At 66.2% G+C, this 17,373-nt stretch carries 14 protein-coding genes; 3 read left to right on the forward strand and 11 right to left on the reverse strand.

Going from position 1 to position 17,373, the window contains the following annotated elements:
* Positions 1-12: 12 nt before the first annotated feature.
* The 3 genes from addB to trxA all read left to right on the forward strand — a co-directional run bounded on the left by addB (position 13) and on the right by trxA (position 7,065).
* Positions 13-3,159 (forward strand): double-strand break repair protein AddB, encoded by a 3,147-nt coding sequence (gene addB / locus CO675_RS07180; RefSeq protein ID WP_097671312.1) that lies wholly within the window; start codon positions 13-15, stop codon positions 3,157-3,159.
* Complete coding sequence (addA, locus tag CO675_RS07185; RefSeq protein ID WP_198964518.1) at positions 3,153-6,629, forward strand: double-strand break repair helicase AddA; 3,477 nt, start codon at positions 3,153-3,155, stop codon at positions 6,627-6,629. The genes addB and addA overlap by 7 nt, the downstream gene beginning before the upstream one ends.
* Before the next feature lie 115 nt (positions 6,630-6,744).
* On the forward strand, positions 6,745-7,065 hold the full coding sequence (gene trxA, locus CO675_RS07190; protein ID WP_016847387.1) for a thioredoxin: 321 nt from the start codon (positions 6,745-6,747) through the stop codon (positions 7,063-7,065).
* Positions 7,066-7,122: 57 nt separating this feature from the next.
* Here the strand turns inward: trxA and CO675_RS07195 are convergent, their stop codons facing one another.
* The 11 genes from CO675_RS07195 to CO675_RS39800 form a co-directional block, all read right to left on the reverse strand.
* Positions 7,123-7,863 (reverse strand): metallophosphoesterase family protein, encoded by a 741-nt coding sequence (locus tag CO675_RS07195; protein WP_097671314.1) that lies wholly within the window; start codon positions 7,861-7,863, stop codon positions 7,123-7,125.
* 48 nt (positions 7,864-7,911) lie between these two features.
* On the reverse strand, positions 7,912-9,156 hold the full coding sequence (locus CO675_RS07200) for a bifunctional folylpolyglutamate synthase/dihydrofolate synthase (protein ID WP_502693368.1): 1,245 nt from the start codon (positions 9,154-9,156) through the stop codon (positions 7,912-7,914).
* A 95-nt stretch (positions 9,157-9,251) separates the two neighbouring features.
* Positions 9,252-10,193: an acetyl-CoA carboxylase, carboxyltransferase subunit beta gene (gene accD / locus CO675_RS07205; protein WP_097671316.1), complete on the reverse strand. Its 942-nt coding sequence runs from the start codon at positions 10,191-10,193 to the stop codon at positions 9,252-9,254.
* Positions 10,194-10,297: 104 nt separating this feature from the next.
* Complete coding sequence (gene trpA, locus CO675_RS07210; protein ID WP_097671317.1) at positions 10,298-11,134, reverse strand: tryptophan synthase subunit alpha; 837 nt, start codon at positions 11,132-11,134, stop codon at positions 10,298-10,300.
* A complete protein-coding gene (trpB, locus tag CO675_RS07215; RefSeq protein ID WP_092120781.1) occupies positions 11,131-12,348 on the reverse strand; it encodes a tryptophan synthase subunit beta in 1,218 nt (405 codons plus the stop codon). Before trpB ends, trpA begins: the two co-directional genes overlap by 4 nt.
* Positions 12,345-13,016 (reverse strand): phosphoribosylanthranilate isomerase, encoded by a 672-nt coding sequence (locus CO675_RS07220; protein ID WP_097671318.1) that lies wholly within the window; start codon positions 13,014-13,016, stop codon positions 12,345-12,347. The genes trpB and CO675_RS07220 overlap by 4 nt, the downstream gene beginning before the upstream one ends.
* Positions 13,017-13,091: 75 nt before the next feature.
* Positions 13,092-13,478, reverse strand: coding sequence for a LapA family protein (locus tag CO675_RS07225; protein WP_198964519.1), 387 nt, complete (start codon positions 13,476-13,478; stop codon positions 13,092-13,094).
* An 82-nt stretch (positions 13,479-13,560) separates the two neighbouring features.
* Complete coding sequence (locus tag CO675_RS07230) at positions 13,561-13,890, reverse strand: integration host factor subunit beta (RefSeq protein ID WP_050426527.1); 330 nt, start codon at positions 13,888-13,890, stop codon at positions 13,561-13,563.
* Between the two features lie 276 nt (positions 13,891-14,166).
* Complete coding sequence (sppA, locus tag CO675_RS07235) at positions 14,167-15,144, reverse strand: signal peptide peptidase SppA (protein WP_097671320.1); 978 nt, start codon at positions 15,142-15,144, stop codon at positions 14,167-14,169.
* Positions 15,145-15,325: 181 nt separating this feature from the next.
* Positions 15,326-17,035, reverse strand: a complete 1,710-nt coding sequence (gene rpsA / locus CO675_RS07240; RefSeq protein ID WP_050404279.1) for a 30S ribosomal protein S1 — start codon at positions 17,033-17,035, stop codon at positions 15,326-15,328.
* A 63-nt stretch (positions 17,036-17,098) separates the two neighbouring features.
* A complete protein-coding gene (locus CO675_RS39800; protein ID WP_143278898.1) occupies positions 17,099-17,368 on the reverse strand; it encodes a hypothetical protein in 270 nt (89 codons plus the stop codon).
* Positions 17,369-17,373 lie beyond the last annotated feature (5 nt).

Here is a 17,373-nt window from a genome sequence, read left to right on the forward strand (position 1 = left end):
ACCAGGCAGCCCATGCGCGTTTTCAGCGTTCCCGTCTCCGCGCCATTCCTGCGCACCGTCATTTCGGCGCTGGTCGATGGCCGGCTGGTCGCGGGATTTGAGGCACGCAACGATCCCGCAAAGCTCGCCGGCGCCACGCTTTACCTGCCGACCCGCCGTGCTGGACGCCTAGCGCGCGAGATCTTCCTCGATGTGCTCGATTCCGACGCCGCGGTGCTGCCGCGCATCGTCGCGCTCGGCGAGATCGATGAAGACGAGCTTGCTTTCGCCGACCAGGGCGACGACGTCGGCGGCACCGCGCCGCTGGAGATTCCGCCGAGGCTCGGCGAGCTCGAGCGCCGGCTGACGCTGGCGCATCTGGTCGCGGCGTGGGCGAAGACGCCGGTGTCGGCGCCGCTGGTGGTCGGCGGACCTGCCTCAACCTTGCAGCTCGCCGGCGATTTGGCGCGGCTGATGGACGACATGGCGACGCGCGGCGTCGACTGGCGCGCGCTCGACCGTCTGGTGCCGGACCAGCTCGACAAATACTGGCAGCATTCGCTCGACTTCCTGCGCATCGCGCGCGATGCCTGGCCGAACTACCTCAAGGAGATCGGCCGGATCGAGCCCGCGGCGCGCCGCGATCTCCTGATCGAGGCGGAAGCGGCGCGGCTCACCGCGCGTCCCACGGGCCCGGTGATCGCGGCCGGTTCGACCGGCTCGATGCCGGCCACAGCAAAATTCCTCCACGCGGTGGCGAAGCTTGCGAACGGCGCCGTGGTGCTGCCCGGGCTCGACACCGATCTCGACGAGGATTCCTGGGACACGATCGGCGGCGAGCGTGGTGACGACGGCAGGTTCACCACGCCGCCCTCGTCGAACCATCCGCAATTCGCAATGCACGCATTGCTCGACCGGTTCGGCATCAAGCGCCGCGACGTCGAGAGCCTTGCCGAGCCTGCGCCGCTCGGACGCGAGGTGCTGGTGTCGGAGACGATGCGCCCCTCGACGGCGACCGCGCAGTGGCACGACCGACTGGAGCGGCCCGAGATCGTGGCGCGGATTTCCGCCGGGATGACCAACCTCACCGTGGTCGAAGCGCCCAATCCGGAAATGGAAGCGCTGGCGATCGCGGTCGCGATGCGCGAGGCGCGGCATCTCGGCAAATCAGCCGCGCTGGTGACGCCGGATCGCGCATTGGCACGCCGCGTGATGGCCTCGCTGACGCGCTGGAATCTGGCGTTCGACGATTCCGGCGGCGATGCGCTGATGGAAACCCCGCCCGGCGTGTTCGCCCGCCTCACCGCGGAGGCCGCCGCCAAGGGGCTGGAGCCGCCGACATTGCTCGCGCTGCTCAAGCATCCGCTGTTCCGGCTCGGCGGCGCCCATGGCGCGCTGAAGCGCGCGATCGAGGTGCTGGAGATCGCGCTGCTCCGCGGCACGCGGCCGCAAGCTGCGACCAGCGGCCTCGCGCGCGACTTCGCCCGCTTCCGCGCCGAGCTGGTCAAGCTGCATGGCGGCGAGACCTCGTCACTGCACGCCATGGAGCCCCGCGCCCGGCTGCGCGACAACGAGCTCAACGAGGCCCAGAGCCTGATCGCCAGATTGCAAAAAGCGCTGGCGCCGCTGGAAGGCATGGCCTCTTCAAAACCCTATGATTTCGCCGAGCTGGCCGCACGTCATCGCGAGGCGCTGATCGCGCTGTCGGCCGATCAGGACGGCGTCGCAATGGTGTTCGAGGAACGCGCAGGGGCGTCGCTGGCGTCCGCCTTCGACGAGTTGCTCGCCAAGCAGCAGCCGAGCGGGCTGATGACGCCGCTGTCAGATTATCCCGAGGTGTTTCAGACCGCGTTCGCCGACCGCATGGTACGGCGGCCGGAATCGGCGCGCGCGCAGCTCAACATCTTCGGCCAGCTCGAGGCGCGTCTGACCGAGTCCGATCGCGTCATCCTCGGCGGTCTGGTCGAGGGCATCTGGCCGCCGGCGCCGCGGATCGATCCGTGGCTGAGCCGGCCGATGCGGCACGAGCTCGGGCTCGATCTCCCCGAGCGGCGCATCGGCCTCTCCGCGCACGACTTCGCGCAACTGCTCGGCCATGACGAGGTGATCCTGACCCATGCCGCCAAGGTCGGAGGCGCGCCGGCAGTCGCTTCGCGGTTCCTGCACCGGTTAGAGGCGGTTGCGGGCGAAGCGCGCTGGAAGACGGCGACAGCGGCCGGCGAGGCTTACGTGCAATACGCCGCCGAGCTCGACCGGCCCGACACGGTCGAGCCGATCGAACAGCCGGAGCCGCGGCCGCCGCGCGAGGCACGGCCGCTGAAGATGTCGGTCACCGCGATCGAAGACTGGTTGCGCGATCCCTACACGATCTATGCGCGCTACATCCTGAAGCTCGATCCGCTCGACCCGGTCGACATGCCGCTGTCGGCGGCCGATCGCGGCTCGGCGATCCACGAATCGCTCGGCGAGTTCACGCAAACTTATGCCGACGCGCTGCCTGACGACATCAAGAGCGCACTGCGGGACATCGGCGCCAAGCATTTTGCGCCGCTGATGGAGCGGCCGGAGGCGCGCGCGCTGTGGTGGCCGCGCTTCCAGCGCATCGCGGCGTGGTTTGCCGAATGGGAACAGGCGCGGCGCGGCAGTATCGACGCGATCAAGGCCGAGATCCGCGGCGAGATCGGCATTCCGCTCGACGATGCCAGGACGTTCGTGCTCTCGGCGCGCGCCGACCGCATCGAGCGGCGCGACGACGGCAGCTTTGCGATCCTCGACTACAAGACCGGGCAGCCGCCGACCGGCAAGCAGGTGCGCATGGGCCTGTCGCCGCAGCTGACGCTGGAAGCCGCGATCCTGCGCGAGGGCGGCTTTGCCGACATTCCGGCGGACTCCTCGGTCGGCGATCTCGTCTATGTCAGGCTGAGCGGCAACAACCCGCCGGGCGAGCAGCGTTCGCTGGAGCTGAAGATCAAGACCAACGACACGCCGCAGCCGCCCGATGAAGCCGCCGATAGCGCGCGGCGCAAGCTGGAAGCCTTGATCCGCGCCTTCGACGACGAGAGCCAAGCCTATACCTCGCTGAACCTTTCGATGTGGGCGAATCGCTACGGCGCCTATGACGACCTCGCGCGCATCAAGGAATGGTCCGCGGCCGGCGGTTTGGGGATCGAGGAATGGTGAAGGCGCCCCGCCCGATCCCGCATGCGGTGCGCGACGCGCAGGCGCGCGCGTCCGATCCGAAGGCGTCGACCTTCGTGTCGGCCAATGCCGGCTCGGGCAAGACCCACGTGCTGGTGCAGCGCGTGATCCGCCTGCTGTTGTCGGGCGTGCCGCCGGAGAAGATCCTCTGCATCACCTTCACCAAGGCCGCAGCAGCCAACATGGCCGAACGCGTGTTCACGACGCTCGGTCACTGGGTGACGCTCGATGACACCGCGCTCGATACCGCGATCCGCGAGGCCGGCATCGCGCATCCCAGCGCCACGCTGCGGCGTGAGGCGCGAAAACTGTTTGCCTGCGCGCTGGAGACGCCCGGCGGCTTGAAGGTGCAGACCATCCACGCGCTGTGCACCCGTCTGCTGCAGCAGTTTCCGTTCGAGGCCAACGTGCCGGCGCGCTTCGCCGTGCTCGACGACCGCGACCAGAATGAGATGATGGAGCGCGCCAATCTCGCGGTGTTCCTCGAAGCGTCGCGGATTCCCGACAGTCCGATCGGCCGCGCGCTGCGGACGGCGATGGCGAACGCTGCCGACGTCACCTTCAAGGAGGTGGTCCGCGAGGCTTGCCTCAGCCGCGACCATTTCATGGCCTGGACCGATGCCGCCGGCAACGCCGCGGCCGCCGCTGCGCAGATGTCGGCCGCGCTCGGCGTGTCCGCCGAGATTCGCATCGAGGATGTCGAACGCGAGATCGTCGACGGCACGAATCTGCCGCGGTCGAGCTGGAAGGAGATGGCGACGCTCCTCGACACCAGCAGCAAGGCGGATCAGAAGCAGGCCGAACGGCTGCGGAGTGCGCTGACCTTTACCGGTGCGGCCCAGGTCGACGAATATCTCGGCGTCTTCCTGACCGATGACCGCGCGCCGCGCGCCTCCGTCATCACCAACAGCTTCATCAAGAAGAACCCCGTTGCAGGCCACCGGTTCGAGGCGGAGATCGACCGGCTCGGTCCGCTGATCGAGCGGCGCCGCGCCGTGGTCGCGCGCGACCGCACCGAGGCGCTGATCCACATCGCGACCGCGGCAGCCGCGCATTACCGGCGCGAGAAGCTGGAGCGCGGCCTGCTCGACTACGACGACCTGATCGACAAGACGCTGGCGATGCTCGACCGCGTCTCCTCGGGCTGGGTGCATTACAAGCTCGACCGCGGCGTCGATCACGTGCTGATCGACGAGGCGCAGGACACCAGCCCCCGGCAATGGGACATCGTCGCCCACATCATCTCGGAGTTCACCTCCGGCGCCGGCGCGCGCGACGGCCTCGTGCGCACCGTGTTCGCGGTCGGCGACGAGAAGCAGTCGATCTTCTCGTTCCAGGGCGCCGCGCCGCGCGAGTTCGACCTGCGGCGGCGCGAGCTGAAGCGGCGCTTCGAAGAGGCCGGGCTGAAATTCGATCCGGTGTCGTTCACCTATTCGTTCCGCTCGGGGCCGGTGATCCTGCACTCGGTCGACCATGTGTTCCGCGAGCAGGAGATCTTCCGCAGCATCCATGCGGTCGAGAACGGTTATCCGATCCACAATGCGATGGCTGATGCCGGCCCCAGCCTGATCGAGCTCTGGGATCTCGCCGTCGCCGACGACCGCCAGGACATCGAAGGCTGGCGCGCGCCGTTCGATGGCGTCGCGGTGACCAGCCCCGAAGTAAAACTCGCGCGGCGCATCCAGGCCGAGATCAAGCGCCTCGTGACCAGCGGCACCATGACGGGCAGCGAAGGCGGACGACGGCCGCTGCGCTATGGCGACATGCTGATCCTGGTGCGGCGGCGCGGCAATGCCTTCGACGCTGTCATCCAGGCGCTGAAGCACGCAGGCATTCCGGTCGCCGGCGCCGACCGGCTGAAGCTAACCGAGCACATCGCGATCATCGACCTGATGAACCTTGCCGACGCGCTGCTGCTGCCGCAGGACGATCTCGCGCTCGCGGTGGCGCTGAAGAGCCCGCTGTTCGGCCTCGACGATGACGACCTGTTTAAGCTGGCGTATCAGCGTCGCGGCTCGCTGCGCGAGGCGCTGGCCGCACAGGCGCCGACCGATGAGCGGTTCGCGGCCGCGCTGCGCCGCCTCGAACAATGCGAGCGCCGCTTCATCGAGGAGACGCCGTTCGCGTTCTACGCTTGGCTGCTCGGCGGCGACGGCGGGCGCGCCCGCATCCTGCGCCGGCTCGGCCACGAGGCCAACGACGCACTCGACGAATTCCTCGAGCTCGCGCTGGGCTATGAACGCAAGGCGCCGGCCTCGCTGCAGGGCTTTGTCGCCTGGCTGCGCGCCGCCGACACCGAGGTGAAGCGCGACATGGAGATCTCGCGCGACGAGGTTCGCGTCATGACCGTGCACGGCGCCAAGGGCCTCGAAGCGTCGGTCGTGTTCCTGGTCGACACCACGACCTCGCCGTCGGACACGCAGCGGCTGCGGCTGATCCATCTGCCGCAGGGCAATGCCGCGCCGAACGCGCCCGGCGTCGTGGTGTGGGCCGGCAAGAAGGCCGAAGATCCGGCCAATGTCGCCGATGCGCGCAAGGCGATGCTCGGCGACACCGAGGACGAATATCGCCGCCTGCTCTATGTCGCGATGACCCGCGCCGCCGACCGGCTGATCGTCGGCGGCTGCATGCCCGGCAACATGAACACGGTGCGGAAATCCTCCTGGTACGATCTGATCACCAAGGGGCTCGCCAATTCCGGGCTCAAGCTCGAGGAGCTCGAGACGCCGGCCGGCAAGGTGATGCGCTATTCGCGGCCGGATGACATGGCCGATCTCACTGGCGCTGCGGCGTCAACGGCCGCGGCACCGATTGCGCTGCCGTCCTGGCTGCGGACGGCGGCCGCACCTGAAGCCTCCGTCGAAGGTGTGCTGCGCCCGTCCGATCCGGCCGATGACGACCGCCATAAGATACGCACTGGCGAATCGGTGCAGCTGCGCGCCCGCGCCCTGCAACGCGGCACGCTGGTGCATCGGCTGTTGCAATCGCTGCCCGATGTCGCGGTGGAACGACGGCTCGGCGCGGCGCTCGGCTATCTTGCGCGTAACGCCGACGGCTGGAGCGAGGAAGAGCGGGCGGCGCTGGCTCGGCAGGTGGTCGCCCTGACTGTCGATCTGCGCTTCGCGCCGGTATTTGCGCCCGGCAGCCGTGCCGAGGTTTCGATCGTGGGCCGGCTGGAGCGGCCGGGCCAGCCGAAGGTGCTGGTCTCGGGTCAGATCGACCGGCTGGTGGTGACGCCGAGCGAGGTCCTGATCGTCGATTTCAAGACCAACCACGCTCCGCCACGGACCGCCGCCGAGGCCCCCAAGGGCTATATCCGGCAGCTCGCGCTGTACCGTGCGGTACTGGCAAAGCTTTATCCCCAAAGGATCATCCACGCCGCCCTGCTCTGGACCGAAATCCCTGAAATGATGGAGATTTCGGCCCCCGCGCTGGACGCCGGGCTGGCATAAGGTCATGTCGGCGTGAGCGAGCTTGACCCGGCAAGGGGGCATTCATACGTTTGCCCCATGCTCCCGGGGCGCGATTCTCAGCCGCCCTTTTGTCTCAACCGAACGAGGTACTCATATGGCCGTTGGCAAGGTTTCTGACGCCGATTTCGAAGCCGAAGTGCTCAAGGCGACCGGGCCAGTGGTCGTCGACTTCTGGGCCGAATGGTGCGGCCCCTGCCGCATGATCGCACCCGCTCTCGATGAGATTTCCGGCGCGATGGGCGACAAGGTCAAGATCGTGAAGCTCAACGTCGACGAGAGCCCGAAGACCGCATCGAAGTATGGCGTGATGTCGATCCCGACCCTGATGATCTTCAAGGGCGGCGAGATGGCGTCCCGTCAGGTCGGCGCCGCGCCGAAGGCCAAGCTGCAGCAGTGGATCACCGCTGCGGTCTGATCCGATTCGAATTAGCTGATTTGTGCAAACGGCCGGCGCCAAGCCGGCCGTTTTGTTTTACCTGATCCATCCGGTCGCCAGCGCCGAAGCGAGCTCGGCCAGGCCGCGCTGCCGAGCCAGCGCCGCCATCGCTTCGTGGTCGTAGCGGATGTGGCGGAAGGTGACGTCCCAGTTGCCCTCGACCTGTTCGAGAATGGCGTAGCGCGCATCGGGCGAGCCGGCCTCCACCACATGCGGATGCGGCTTGCCGGCGCGATAGCCGGGTGAGCCGACGCTGCCAGGATTGACGATCAGCCGGCCATCGCGAAGCCGCACGGCGCGCGCGGTATGGGTGTGCGCGCACAGGATCAGCGACTGCCTCACGCCTGCCGCCCTCGCCTCGATCGATTCCAGCGTCGACATGCAGACTTCGCCGCCCGGCAGCACGGTCTCGAGCCAATAGGTCTCGTCGTCCTGCGGCGTGGCGTGACAGAGGAACACATCGTCGCGATAGACCGCATTCGCCGGCAGCGTGCGCAGCCAGTCGAGATGCCGCGGCGCGAGCTGGGTGTAAGTCAGCCGCTCCCATGAGCCCATTTTCTCGTGCGGGCGGTCGATCAGATAGCGGTCGTGATTGCCGAGCAGATGGACCGCATCGAGCTCGATCAGCATGTCGATGGTCGGCCGGGCGTCGAGCGGCCCGCTCACCATGTCGCCGAGATCGACAATGTCGGAAATGCCCTGCGCGCGGATGTCCGCCAGCACCGCTTCGAGTGCGAGATGGTTGCCGTGGATGTCGGCGATCGCAGCAAAACGCATGGTGTGTCGTCCTCCCACATGCGCACCGCATCCGGGACGCGGGACCACTTATGCAGGAGGCGTGCCGTTGGCCGCAAGCACCGGGCCGGCCAGGTACAGCGAGCCGGTGATCAGGATGCGCGGCGGCACCTCGTAGGCCAGCGTGGCAAGCCGTTGCAACGCGGCGTCGACGCCGGAGGCGATCTCGACGCGCATGCCGAGCGCACGCGCGGCGTCGGCGAGCTTGTCCGGCGCCATGCCGTTGTCCCGGCCAGGCACCGGGACCGCGATGATGTGGCGCGTCAGCCCGGCGAAATTGGCGAGGAAGGCATTGGCATCCTTGTTGGCCATCATGCCTGTGATCACGACCAGCGGCCGCGACACCCGCTCCTCGAGATCGCCGAGCGCCGCCGCCGCAACGCGGCCGCCTTCGGCATTGTGCCCGCCATCGAGCCAGACCTCAGAGCCCTGCGGTCCCTGGCAGACGAGGTTGCCTGAGACCAGACGCTGCATCCGCGCCGGCCATTCCGCATTGACGATGCCGGCCTCATAGGCCGCGATGTTGAGCTTGAAGGTGTCGATCGCACGCAAGGTCGCGATCGCGAGGCCCGCATTGTCGAACTGGTGCCGGCCGAACAGCCTTGGCGCGGCGAGATCCAGCAGGCCGCGCTCGTCCTGATAGACCAGCCGGCCGCGCTCGACGCCGACATGCCATTGCTGTCCGGCCGCATGCAGCGGCGCGCGCATGCGGTTCGCCTCAGCCTCGATCACGGCCATCGCCTCCGGCGCCTGCTCGGCGCAAACCACCGGCACCTTGCGCTTGATGATCGCGGCCTTCTCGCCGGCGATCAAAGCCAGCGTATCGCCGAGGAATTCCATGTGATCCATGCTGACCGGCGTAATCACCGAAGCCAGCGGCGTCTCGACCACATTGGTCGAATCGAGCCGGCCGCCGAGCCCGACCTCGAGCAGCGCAACGTCGGCCGGATGCTTCGCGAACAGGCAGAACGCCACCGCCGTCTCCATCTCGAAGATGGTGATGGGATTGCCGGCGTTGATGCGCTCGCAATGCTCGAACGTGGTGCGCAGCTCGTCGTCACCGACGAGCTTGCCGCCGCCGACGGCGCCCAGCCGATAGCATTCGTTGAGCCGGACCAGATAGGGCGAGGTGAAGACGTGCACGCGCAGGCCGGCGGCTTCGAGGATCGCGCGCAGATAGGCGATCGTCGAGCCCTTGCCGTTGGTGCCGGCGACATGGATCACTGGCGGCAGCTTGCGCTCGGGATGATCGAGCCGCTCCATCAGGCCGCGCATGCGATCGAGGTTGAGATCGATGCGCTTCGGATGCAGCGCCGATATCCGCGCGATCAACGCCTCGAACGAGGGTTGCGATGGGGTGGCGCTTGCGGTCACGCGTGCGGCGCGGCCGGCACCGTCTCCGGTGCCGTGACGATCTGGGTCGGCTCGGTGACGGCGACCGTGGGCTTGGACGCGGTTTCAGGCGCCGGTGCCTTGGTCAGCAGGCGGCACAGCCGCGCCAACGTGGCCTTCATCTCATGGCGGTGCACAACCATGTCGACCATGCCGTGCTCGCGCAGATATTCGGCGCGCTGAAAACCTTCCGGCAGCTTCTCGCGGATGGTCTGCTCGATCACGCGGGCACCGGCAAAGCCGATCAGCGCGCCGGGTTCGGCAATCTGGACGTCGCCGAGCATCGCATAGGAGGCGGTGACGCCGCCGGTGGTCGGATTGGTCAGCACCACGATATAGGGCTGCTTCGCCTCGCGCAGCATCTGCACGCCGACCGTGGTGCGCGGCATCTGCATCAGCGACAGGATGCCTTCCTGCATCCGCGCGCCGCCGGATGCGGCGAACACGATGAAGGGCGACTTCTTCTCGACCGCGAGCTCGAGCCCGCGCACGATCGCTTCACCGGCAGCCATGCCGAGCGAGCCGCCCATGAAATCGAAATCCTGCACCGCGACCACGACGCCGGTGCCTTCCAGTTTGCCGTAGCCGACCTTGACCGCGTCGTTGAGGCCGGTCTTCGCACGCGCATCCCTGATCTTGTCGACGTACTTGCGCTCGTCGCGGAATTTCAGCGGATCGGCCGTCACCTCGGGCAGCGCGACGTCGAACCAGGTCTCGTTGTCGAAGATCGACTTCAGCCGTGCCACAGCGCCCATGCGCATATGGTAGTTCGAGCCGGGGATCACGAACTGGTTGGCCTCGACGTCCTTGTAGAACACCAGCTGCCCGGAATCCGGACACTTGATCCAGAGGTTTTCCGGGGTCTCGCGCCGCAGGATGTTGCGGATCTTCGGCCGGACGACGTTGGTGAGCCAGTTCATGGTTCGCTCCGAAATGCGGGTCGGTCCCGCACCAGCTGGATATATGGCGGGCCGGGCGAACCCGGCAAGCCGCCGTCTGCGGCCTTGTTGCCGCAAAATGTGGCTTATTCAGCGGCCTGCCTGGCGCCCCGGACCCCCTGCGCCAGCGCGGACACGAGGTCCGCCACCGCGCTCACGGTCTTCGGCGTCGCGCGGCCCTCTGCATCGAGATTGGCGCGCACCACGTCGACGATCGCGGTGCCGACCACGGCGCCATTGGCGTTCTCGGCGATCGCGCGCGCCGTTTCCGGGGTGCGGATGCCGAAGCCGACGCAGACCGGCAGCTGGGTATGCCGCTTGATGCGGGCGACCGCTTCCGCGACCGCGCTCGAATCGGCCGTCGCAGCGCCGGTGATGCCGGTGATCGAGACGTAATAGACAAAGCCCGAGGTGTTCGCGAGCACCGCCGGCAGACGCTTGTCGTCGGTGGTCGGCGTCGCGAGGCGAATGAAGTTCAGCCCGGCCTTCAGCGCGGGGATGCAGAGCTCGGTGTCTTCCTCCGGCGGCAAATCGACGATGATCAACCCGTCGACGCCGGCGGTCTTCGCGTCGGCCAGGAAGCTCTCGACGCCGTAGATGTAGATCGGATTGTAGTACCCCATCAGCACGATCGGCGTCGTGTTGTCGTCCTTGCGGAAGTCGCGGACCATCGCCAGCGTCTTGCGCAGCGTCATGCCGCCCTTGAGCGCGCGCAGGCCGGCGGCCTGGATCGACGGGCCGTCGGCCATCGGATCGGTGAAGGGCATGCCGATCTCGATGACGTCGGCGCCGGCCTTCGGCAGCGCCTTGAGGATGTCGAGCGAGGTTTTGGCGTCGGGATCGCCGGCCATCACGAAGGTGACGAAAGCGGAGCGGCCCTGCTGCTTCAGCTCGGCGAAACGTGCGTCGATACGGGTGGTCACTTCTGCCTCGCCTTCAAGATGTCGCCGACCTGCGGCACGTCCTTGTCGCCGCGGCCCGAGAGATTGACCACCATCAGATGATCCTTCGGCCGCTGCGGCGCGAGCTCGGACAGCTTCGCGATGGCGTGCGCGGATTCCAGCGCGGGGATGATTCCTTCGAGGCGCGACAGCAGCTGGAATGCGGCCAGCGCTTCCTCGTCGGTAGCCGAGAGATATTTGACGCGGCCGGTTTCGTGCAACCAGGCGTGCTCGGGGCCGATGCCGGGATAGTCGAGACCCGCCGAGATCGAATGCGCTTCCTCGATCTGGCCGTCGGCATCCATCAACAGATAGGTGCGGTTGCCGTGCAGCACGCCGGGGCGCCCGCCGGCGAGCGAGGCCGCATGCAGCTGCGTCAGCCCGTGACCGGCCGCCTCGACGCCGAAGATCTCGACCGAGGGATCGTCGAGGAACGGATGGAACAGGCCCATCGCATTGGAGCCGCCGCCGATGCAGGCGATCAGCGAGTCCGGCAGGCGGCCCTCGGCCTCCTGCATCTGCGTGCGTGTCTCGTGACCGATGATCGACTGGAAATCGCGCACCATCATTGGATAGGGGTGCGGACCCGCCACCGTGCCGATGCAATAGAAGGTGTTGTGCACGTTGGTGACCCAATCGCGCAGCGCATCGTTCATCGCGTCCTTCAGCGTGCGGGCGCCCGACTGCACCGGCACGACCTTGGCGCCCAGCATCTCCATGCGGATCACGTTCGGCTGCTGCCGCTCGACGTCGACCGCGCCCATGTAGACCACGCATTCGAGCCCGAAGCGCGCGCACAGCGTCGCCGTCGCGACGCCATGCTGGCCCGCTCCGGTCTCGGCGATGATGCGCTTCTTGCCCATGCGGCGCGCGACCATGATCTGGCCGAGCACGTTGTTGACCTTGTGCGAACCGGTGTGGTTGAGCTCCTCGCGCTTCAGATAGATCTTGGCGCCGCCGAGATGCTCGGTGAGCCGTTCGGCGAAATACAGCGGCGAGGGCCGGCCGACATAGTCCTTCAGATAGACATTCATCTCGGCCTGGAACGCCGGATCGGCCTTGGCGTCGGCGTAGGCCTTTTCGAGATCGAGGATCAGCGGCATCAGCGTTTCCGCGACGAAGCGTCCGCCGAAAATGCCGAAATGCCCGCGCTCGTCGGGGCCGCTGCGGAAGGAATTGGGCAGGTTTTGATTCATCGAACCATCAGTTCTTGGGTCGTTCTTTGGGTTGCGCGTGCGGCGCGGATGAAGGCGCGGATCAGCTCGGGATCCTTGACGCCGGGCGTGCGCTCGACGCCCGACGACACATCGACCCCGCCGGCGCGGGTGACGCGGACAGCCTCCGTGACGTTGTCGGCATTGAGCCCGCCGGAGACCATGTAGGGCAGCGCCAGATCGAGATTTTCCAGCAAGTGCCAATCGAACGGCGCGCCGAGACCGCCCGGCCGCGTGGCATCCTTCGGCGCGCGCGCATCGAACAGGATGCGGTCGGCGACGCCGGCATAGCCCGGCAGCGGAGCGAGGTCGGCCGCGGTCTCGACCGGCAGCGCCTTCATCAGCGGCAGGCCGAATTTCTGCTTGATGTCGCGCAGCCGCGCGGTGGTTTCCTTGCCGTGCAATTGCAGGATATCCGGCCGCAGCGTCTCGACGATGTTTTCGAGCGTCGCGTTGTCGGCATCGACGGTCAGCGCGACCTTGACGGCGCGGCCCTTGGCCTGGTCGCCAAGCTCGCGCGCGGTCTCGAGGCTGATATGGCGCGGCGACGGCGGGAAGAACACGAACCCCACCATGTCCGCACCGCCCTCAAGCGCGACGTCGAGCGTCTCGCGTGTGGACAGGCCGCAGATTTTGACGAGCAGGGGCATGGTCTCGAAACGGGTCTCAAAACGGGTTTTCGGGCGTCCGGAACAGGGGCTGGCCCGGGTCCGACGGGGCGGGTTCTACAACGTCGCGCCCTGCTTGTCTCGCCCATTGGGCCCGTAAAGCCCCAGCTGGGCCGGGGCCGAACGACGCTGCGCATCGTCCCGGGAGGCGGTAGCCCTGAGGTCGGCGAGTTCGGCGCGAACGTGGCGGGCGTCGGCTTCATGCTGCCGGGCGGCGCGGCGCCAGCGCCCCTGCTTGAACCAGGTTCCGATGCCACCGGCGATCACGCCGAGAATGGCGGAGGCGATGATGACGACGAACAGCGGCAGTGTGACCGCAACCATCGGCGTCACAGAGTTGAAAGGATCGAACGACACCGTCACCCAGTGACGATTGGCGACGGCGAAGATGATGAAGATCAGTCCGAGCGGAACGACGACCACTGCCGTGAAGAACTTTCGCATGACCATCTCTCGCCGCGATGGAGAAAGTGCGGGCGCATCGCCCACAGCAACGCCAGGCGTTGCGCGCCAAGCGTCCGCCCCGTTAGGCGTCAGCCTTGGGCGCGTCGATCTTGGAGGCTCCCGCCTCAGCCTCGTCGCGATTGAGGCGCTCGCGCATTTCCTTGCCGGTCTTGAAGAACGGCACGCTCTTCTGATCGACCGGCACATGCTCGCCGGTACGCGGATTGCGGCCGGCACGGGCCGGGCGATGCTTCACCGAGAACGCGCCAAAACCGCGCAGTTCGACGCGGTCGCCACGCGCCAGCGCCGCGACGATTTCATCGAGAATCGCATTCACAATGTTCTCGACGTCCCGCTGGTAGAGGTGCGGGTTGTGCTCGGCGATACGCTGAACAAGTTCGGATTTGATCATCGAAAATGGGATCCGGGCTCTTGCGGAAACCCATTTCCGTGAAAATGCCGTGCACTGTCAAGACGCTAAATCGATTTAGGACGCCGTGAAATCGCGTGACAAATAGCCCAATTGGGGCATGCGGCGATTCCCGCACAGCGGGAATACCCTGATCGGTACGCCTTTCGCTCTCGGTAGAGCCTGTTCCGTTCCGATTGAATCGGAACGGGGCTCTAGATTTTTGCTTTGACGCGTTTTTCTTCACGCGAACCGGCGCCCACTTCGCTCGAAAACGCTCTAGTCGGTTCCTCCGGGAGTCCACAGCGCCAGCATGCCGTCGAGCCCGAATCTGTCGACCGCCTGGGCCACGCCACCCTGCTCGATCCGCCGCGCGATGCCGCCGAGACCGAACGCATCAAGCGTCACCGACGCTGCGGTGCGCAGGAAGGTCAGATCGCCGAATCGCGGATTAAGCTTGTAATTGCGCACCGGCAGGTCGCTTTTGACCTTCTTTTCCGCAACCAACCAGGCGATCGCGGTCTTTTCATCCCCGAGCTGATCGATCAGCTTGAGATCGACCGCCTGCCGGCCGGTGAAGACGCGGCCATCCGCGACCTTCTCCAGCAGGGCGTCGTCCATGCCACGCCGTTCCTTCACCAATCCACGGAACCATGCATAGGAATCCTTGACCAGGCCGTCGATCGCAGCGCGAGCCTCCGGGCTGGTCGGCTCGAAGCCGTTGGGCGCCGCCTTCAGCGGGGACGATTTGATCTCTTCCATCTTCACGCCGACGGTCTTGAGCAATTCGGACACGTTGGGGAACTGGAACAGCACGCCGATCGAACCGACCAGCGAGGTCTGCTGGGCGACGATATGGTCGGAAGCGATCGCCGTGATGTAGCCACCCGAGGCCGCCAATCCCTCGACCACGACGACAAGCGGCTTCTTCGCCTTCAACTGCATCAGCGAGTCGTAAAGCTGCTCGGAGCCCGCGGTGGTGCCGCCGGGCGAATTGATATGCACGACAACGGCCGCATAGCTCGACTTGCCGAGCCGCTCCAGCGCCTCGACGCGCTCCTGGTCGCTGCGGATCAGTCCGTCGATATTGATCCGCGCGATGGTGTTCGACGTCGAAAAGGTGCCGCGTCCGCCGGCGGCGATGACGCCCACGCCGACGATGGCCGCGATTGCAATGACCGCAGCGGCGACGCGCCAGAACGTCAGCTTGCGCCTGATCCGGCGGCGGTCGACGATCACGTCTGAATCCAGCGACATCCGATCTCTCCAGAAATAGTCAGCGCGCAACCCGCGCGTTTTGCCGTCGCAGCGTCACTATCAGCTTAGCCAAATACATCAATTGCGACGCAATATGAAGAAAACAAGGCCCGCCATTCGGCAAACAAAAGGGCCCCGGCTTACGCCGGGGCCCGATTGTTCGCCTCAACGAGACGAAGGCTTACTTGTCGGTGCCGCGGTTCTTCAGCGCGGTGCCGAGGATGTCGCCAAGCGTCGCTCCCGAATCGGAGGAGCCGTACTGCGCGATGGCTTCCTTCTCTTCGGCAACTTCCAGCGCCTTGATCGAGACCTGCACCTTGCGGGCCTTCTTGTCGAACTGGATGACGCGGGCATCGACCTTCTCGCCGACGGCGAAGCGTTCGGCGCGCTGGTCGTTGCGATCGCGGGCCAGCTCGGACCGCTTGATGAAGGTGGTGAACTCGGTGCCCGAAATCCGGACCTCGATGCCGCTCTCCTTCACTTCGAGCACTTCGCAGGTCACGACCGCGCCCTTCTTGACGTCGCCCGGCTCCGCGAAGGGATCGCCTTCGAGCTGCTTGACGCCGAGCGAGATGCGCTCCTTCTCGACATCGACATCGAGCACCACGGCCTTGACCATGTCGCCCTTCTTGAAGTTGTCGATGACCTGCTCGCCCGGAAGCTTCCAGTCGAGGTCGGAGAGATGGACCATGCCGTCGACGTCGCCCTCGAGACCCAGGAAAAGTCCGAACTCGGTCTTGTTCTTGACCTCGCCCTCGACCACCGAACCGACCGGGAACTTCTCGACGAAGACTTCCCAGGGATTGCGCATGGTCTGCTTGAGGCCGAGCGAGATGCGGCGCTTGACCGAATCCACTTCGAGCACCTGCACTTCGACTTCCTGCGAGGTCGAAACGATCTTGCCAGGGTGCATGTTCTTCTTGGTCCACGACATCTCGGAGACGTGGATCAGGCCTTCGATGCCCGGCTCGAGCTCGACGAACGCGCCGTAGTCGGTGATGTTGGTGACGCGGCCGGTGAAGCGGGCACCCAGCGGGTACTTGGCTTCGATGCCCTGCCACGGATCATCCAGCAGCTGCTTCATGCCCAGCGAGATGCGGTGCGTCTCGTGGTTGATCTTGATGATCTTGACCTTCACCGTCTGGCCGATGGTCAGCACCTCGGTCGGGTGGTTGACGCGGCGCCAGGCGATATCGGTCACGTGGAGCAGGCCGTCGATGCCGCCGAGATCAACGAACGCACCGTAATCGGTGATGTTCTTGACCACGCCGTCGATCACCTGACCCTCTTCGAGGTTCTGCACCAGCTCCTGGCGCTGCTCGGCGCGGGTCTCTTCGAGAACCGTGCGGCGCGACACCACGATGTTGCCGCGGCGGCGGTCCATCTTGAGGATCTGGAACGGCTGCGAGTTGTTCATCAGCGGCGCGACGTCGCGGATCGGACGAATGTCGACCTGCGAGCGCGGCAGGAAGGCCACTGCACCGTCGAGGTCGACCGTGAAGCCGCCCTTGACCTGGTTGAAGATGACGCCGTTGACCTTTTCGTTGTTCTGGAACGCCTTCTCGAGCTTGCCCCAGCTTTCCTCGCGGCGCGCCTTGTCGCGCGACAGCACGGCTTCGCCGAGCGCATTCTCGATCCGGTCGAGGAACACCTCGACTTCGTCGCCGACTTTCAGATCACTTTCACGGCCGGGGCCGGCGAATTCGCGCAGCGCAACGCGGCCTTCGGTCTTCAGGCCGACGTCGATGACGGCCATGTCCTTCTCAATTGCAACCACCTTGCCCTTGATGACCGAGCTTTCCTGCAGATTGCCGCCGGCAAAGGATTCATCAAGCATCGCCGCGAAGTCGTCGCGGGTGGGGGTATAGGAAGACACAGTATTCGAGGCCATTTGTTCTCCAAATGCGGGATCTTGCCGGCCGTTCGGGTTGATGGGCGCACCGCGCGTGAAGTGTCAGGGATCCGCAAACCCTGACGACCGCTCATTGCAGGAGGTGCAACAGCGGGCCGGCAGCAAGACTGCACGTTCGGTACGTTTGAATTGATCGGAGCCTGAAACGAAAATATCGACTTCAAGACCTGGGAGCGGGCGTTCCTCCAGATGCGGCGAGGGTTCAAACCCGGCGCCGGCCCGCTCAGACAAGGCCTCGACACGGTCGATGGCGCTCCGAACGGCGCTGATATAGCCCTGCAAGCCGTTTTCGGCAAGCAGGAAATGCCCCATTTTAC

Source organism: Bradyrhizobium sp. C9 (assembly GCF_002532045.1).
Classification (GTDB): Bacteria; Pseudomonadota; Alphaproteobacteria; order Rhizobiales; family Xanthobacteraceae; genus Bradyrhizobium.

Excerpts from the sequence above, each read along its gene's own strand:
- trpB (WP_092120781.1), bottom strand. The coding sequence starts at position 12,348 with ATGAATCAAAACCTGCCCAATTCCTTCCGCAGCGGCCCCGACGAGCGC.
- CO675_RS39800 (WP_143278898.1), bottom strand. The coding sequence starts at position 17,368 with ATGGGGCATTTCCTGCTTGCCGAAAACGGCTTGCAGGGCTATATCAGC.
- CO675_RS07220 (WP_097671318.1), bottom strand. The coding sequence starts at position 13,016 with ATGCCCCTGCTCGTCAAAATCTGCGGCCTGTCCACACGCGAGACGCTC.
- accD (WP_097671316.1), bottom strand. The coding sequence starts at position 10,193 with ATGAACTGGCTCACCAACGTCGTCCGGCCGAAGATCCGCAACATCCTG.
- CO675_RS07225 (WP_198964519.1), bottom strand. The coding sequence starts at position 13,478 with ATGCGAAAGTTCTTCACGGCAGTGGTCGTCGTTCCGCTCGGACTGATC.
- CO675_RS07200 (WP_502693368.1), bottom strand. The coding sequence starts at position 9,156 with ATGCGCGGCCTGATGGAGCGGCTCGATCATCCCGAGCGCAAGCTGCCG.
- sppA (WP_097671320.1), bottom strand. The coding sequence starts at position 15,144 with ATGTCGCTGGATTCAGACGTGATCGTCGACCGCCGCCGGATCAGGCGC.
- CO675_RS07230 (WP_050426527.1), bottom strand. The coding sequence starts at position 13,890 with ATGATCAAATCCGAACTTGTTCAGCGTATCGCCGAGCACAACCCGCAC.
- addB (WP_097671312.1), top strand. The coding sequence starts at position 13 with ATGCGCGTTTTCAGCGTTCCCGTCTCCGCGCCATTCCTGCGCACCGTC.
- trxA (WP_016847387.1), top strand. The coding sequence starts at position 6,745 with ATGGCCGTTGGCAAGGTTTCTGACGCCGATTTCGAAGCCGAAGTGCTC.
- rpsA (WP_050404279.1), bottom strand. The coding sequence starts at position 17,035 with ATGGCCTCGAATACTGTGTCTTCCTATACCCCCACCCGCGACGACTTC.
- addA (WP_198964518.1), top strand. The coding sequence starts at position 3,153 with ATGGTGAAGGCGCCCCGCCCGATCCCGCATGCGGTGCGCGACGCGCAG.
- CO675_RS07195 (WP_097671314.1), bottom strand. The coding sequence starts at position 7,863 with ATGCGTTTTGCTGCGATCGCCGACATCCACGGCAACCATCTCGCACTC.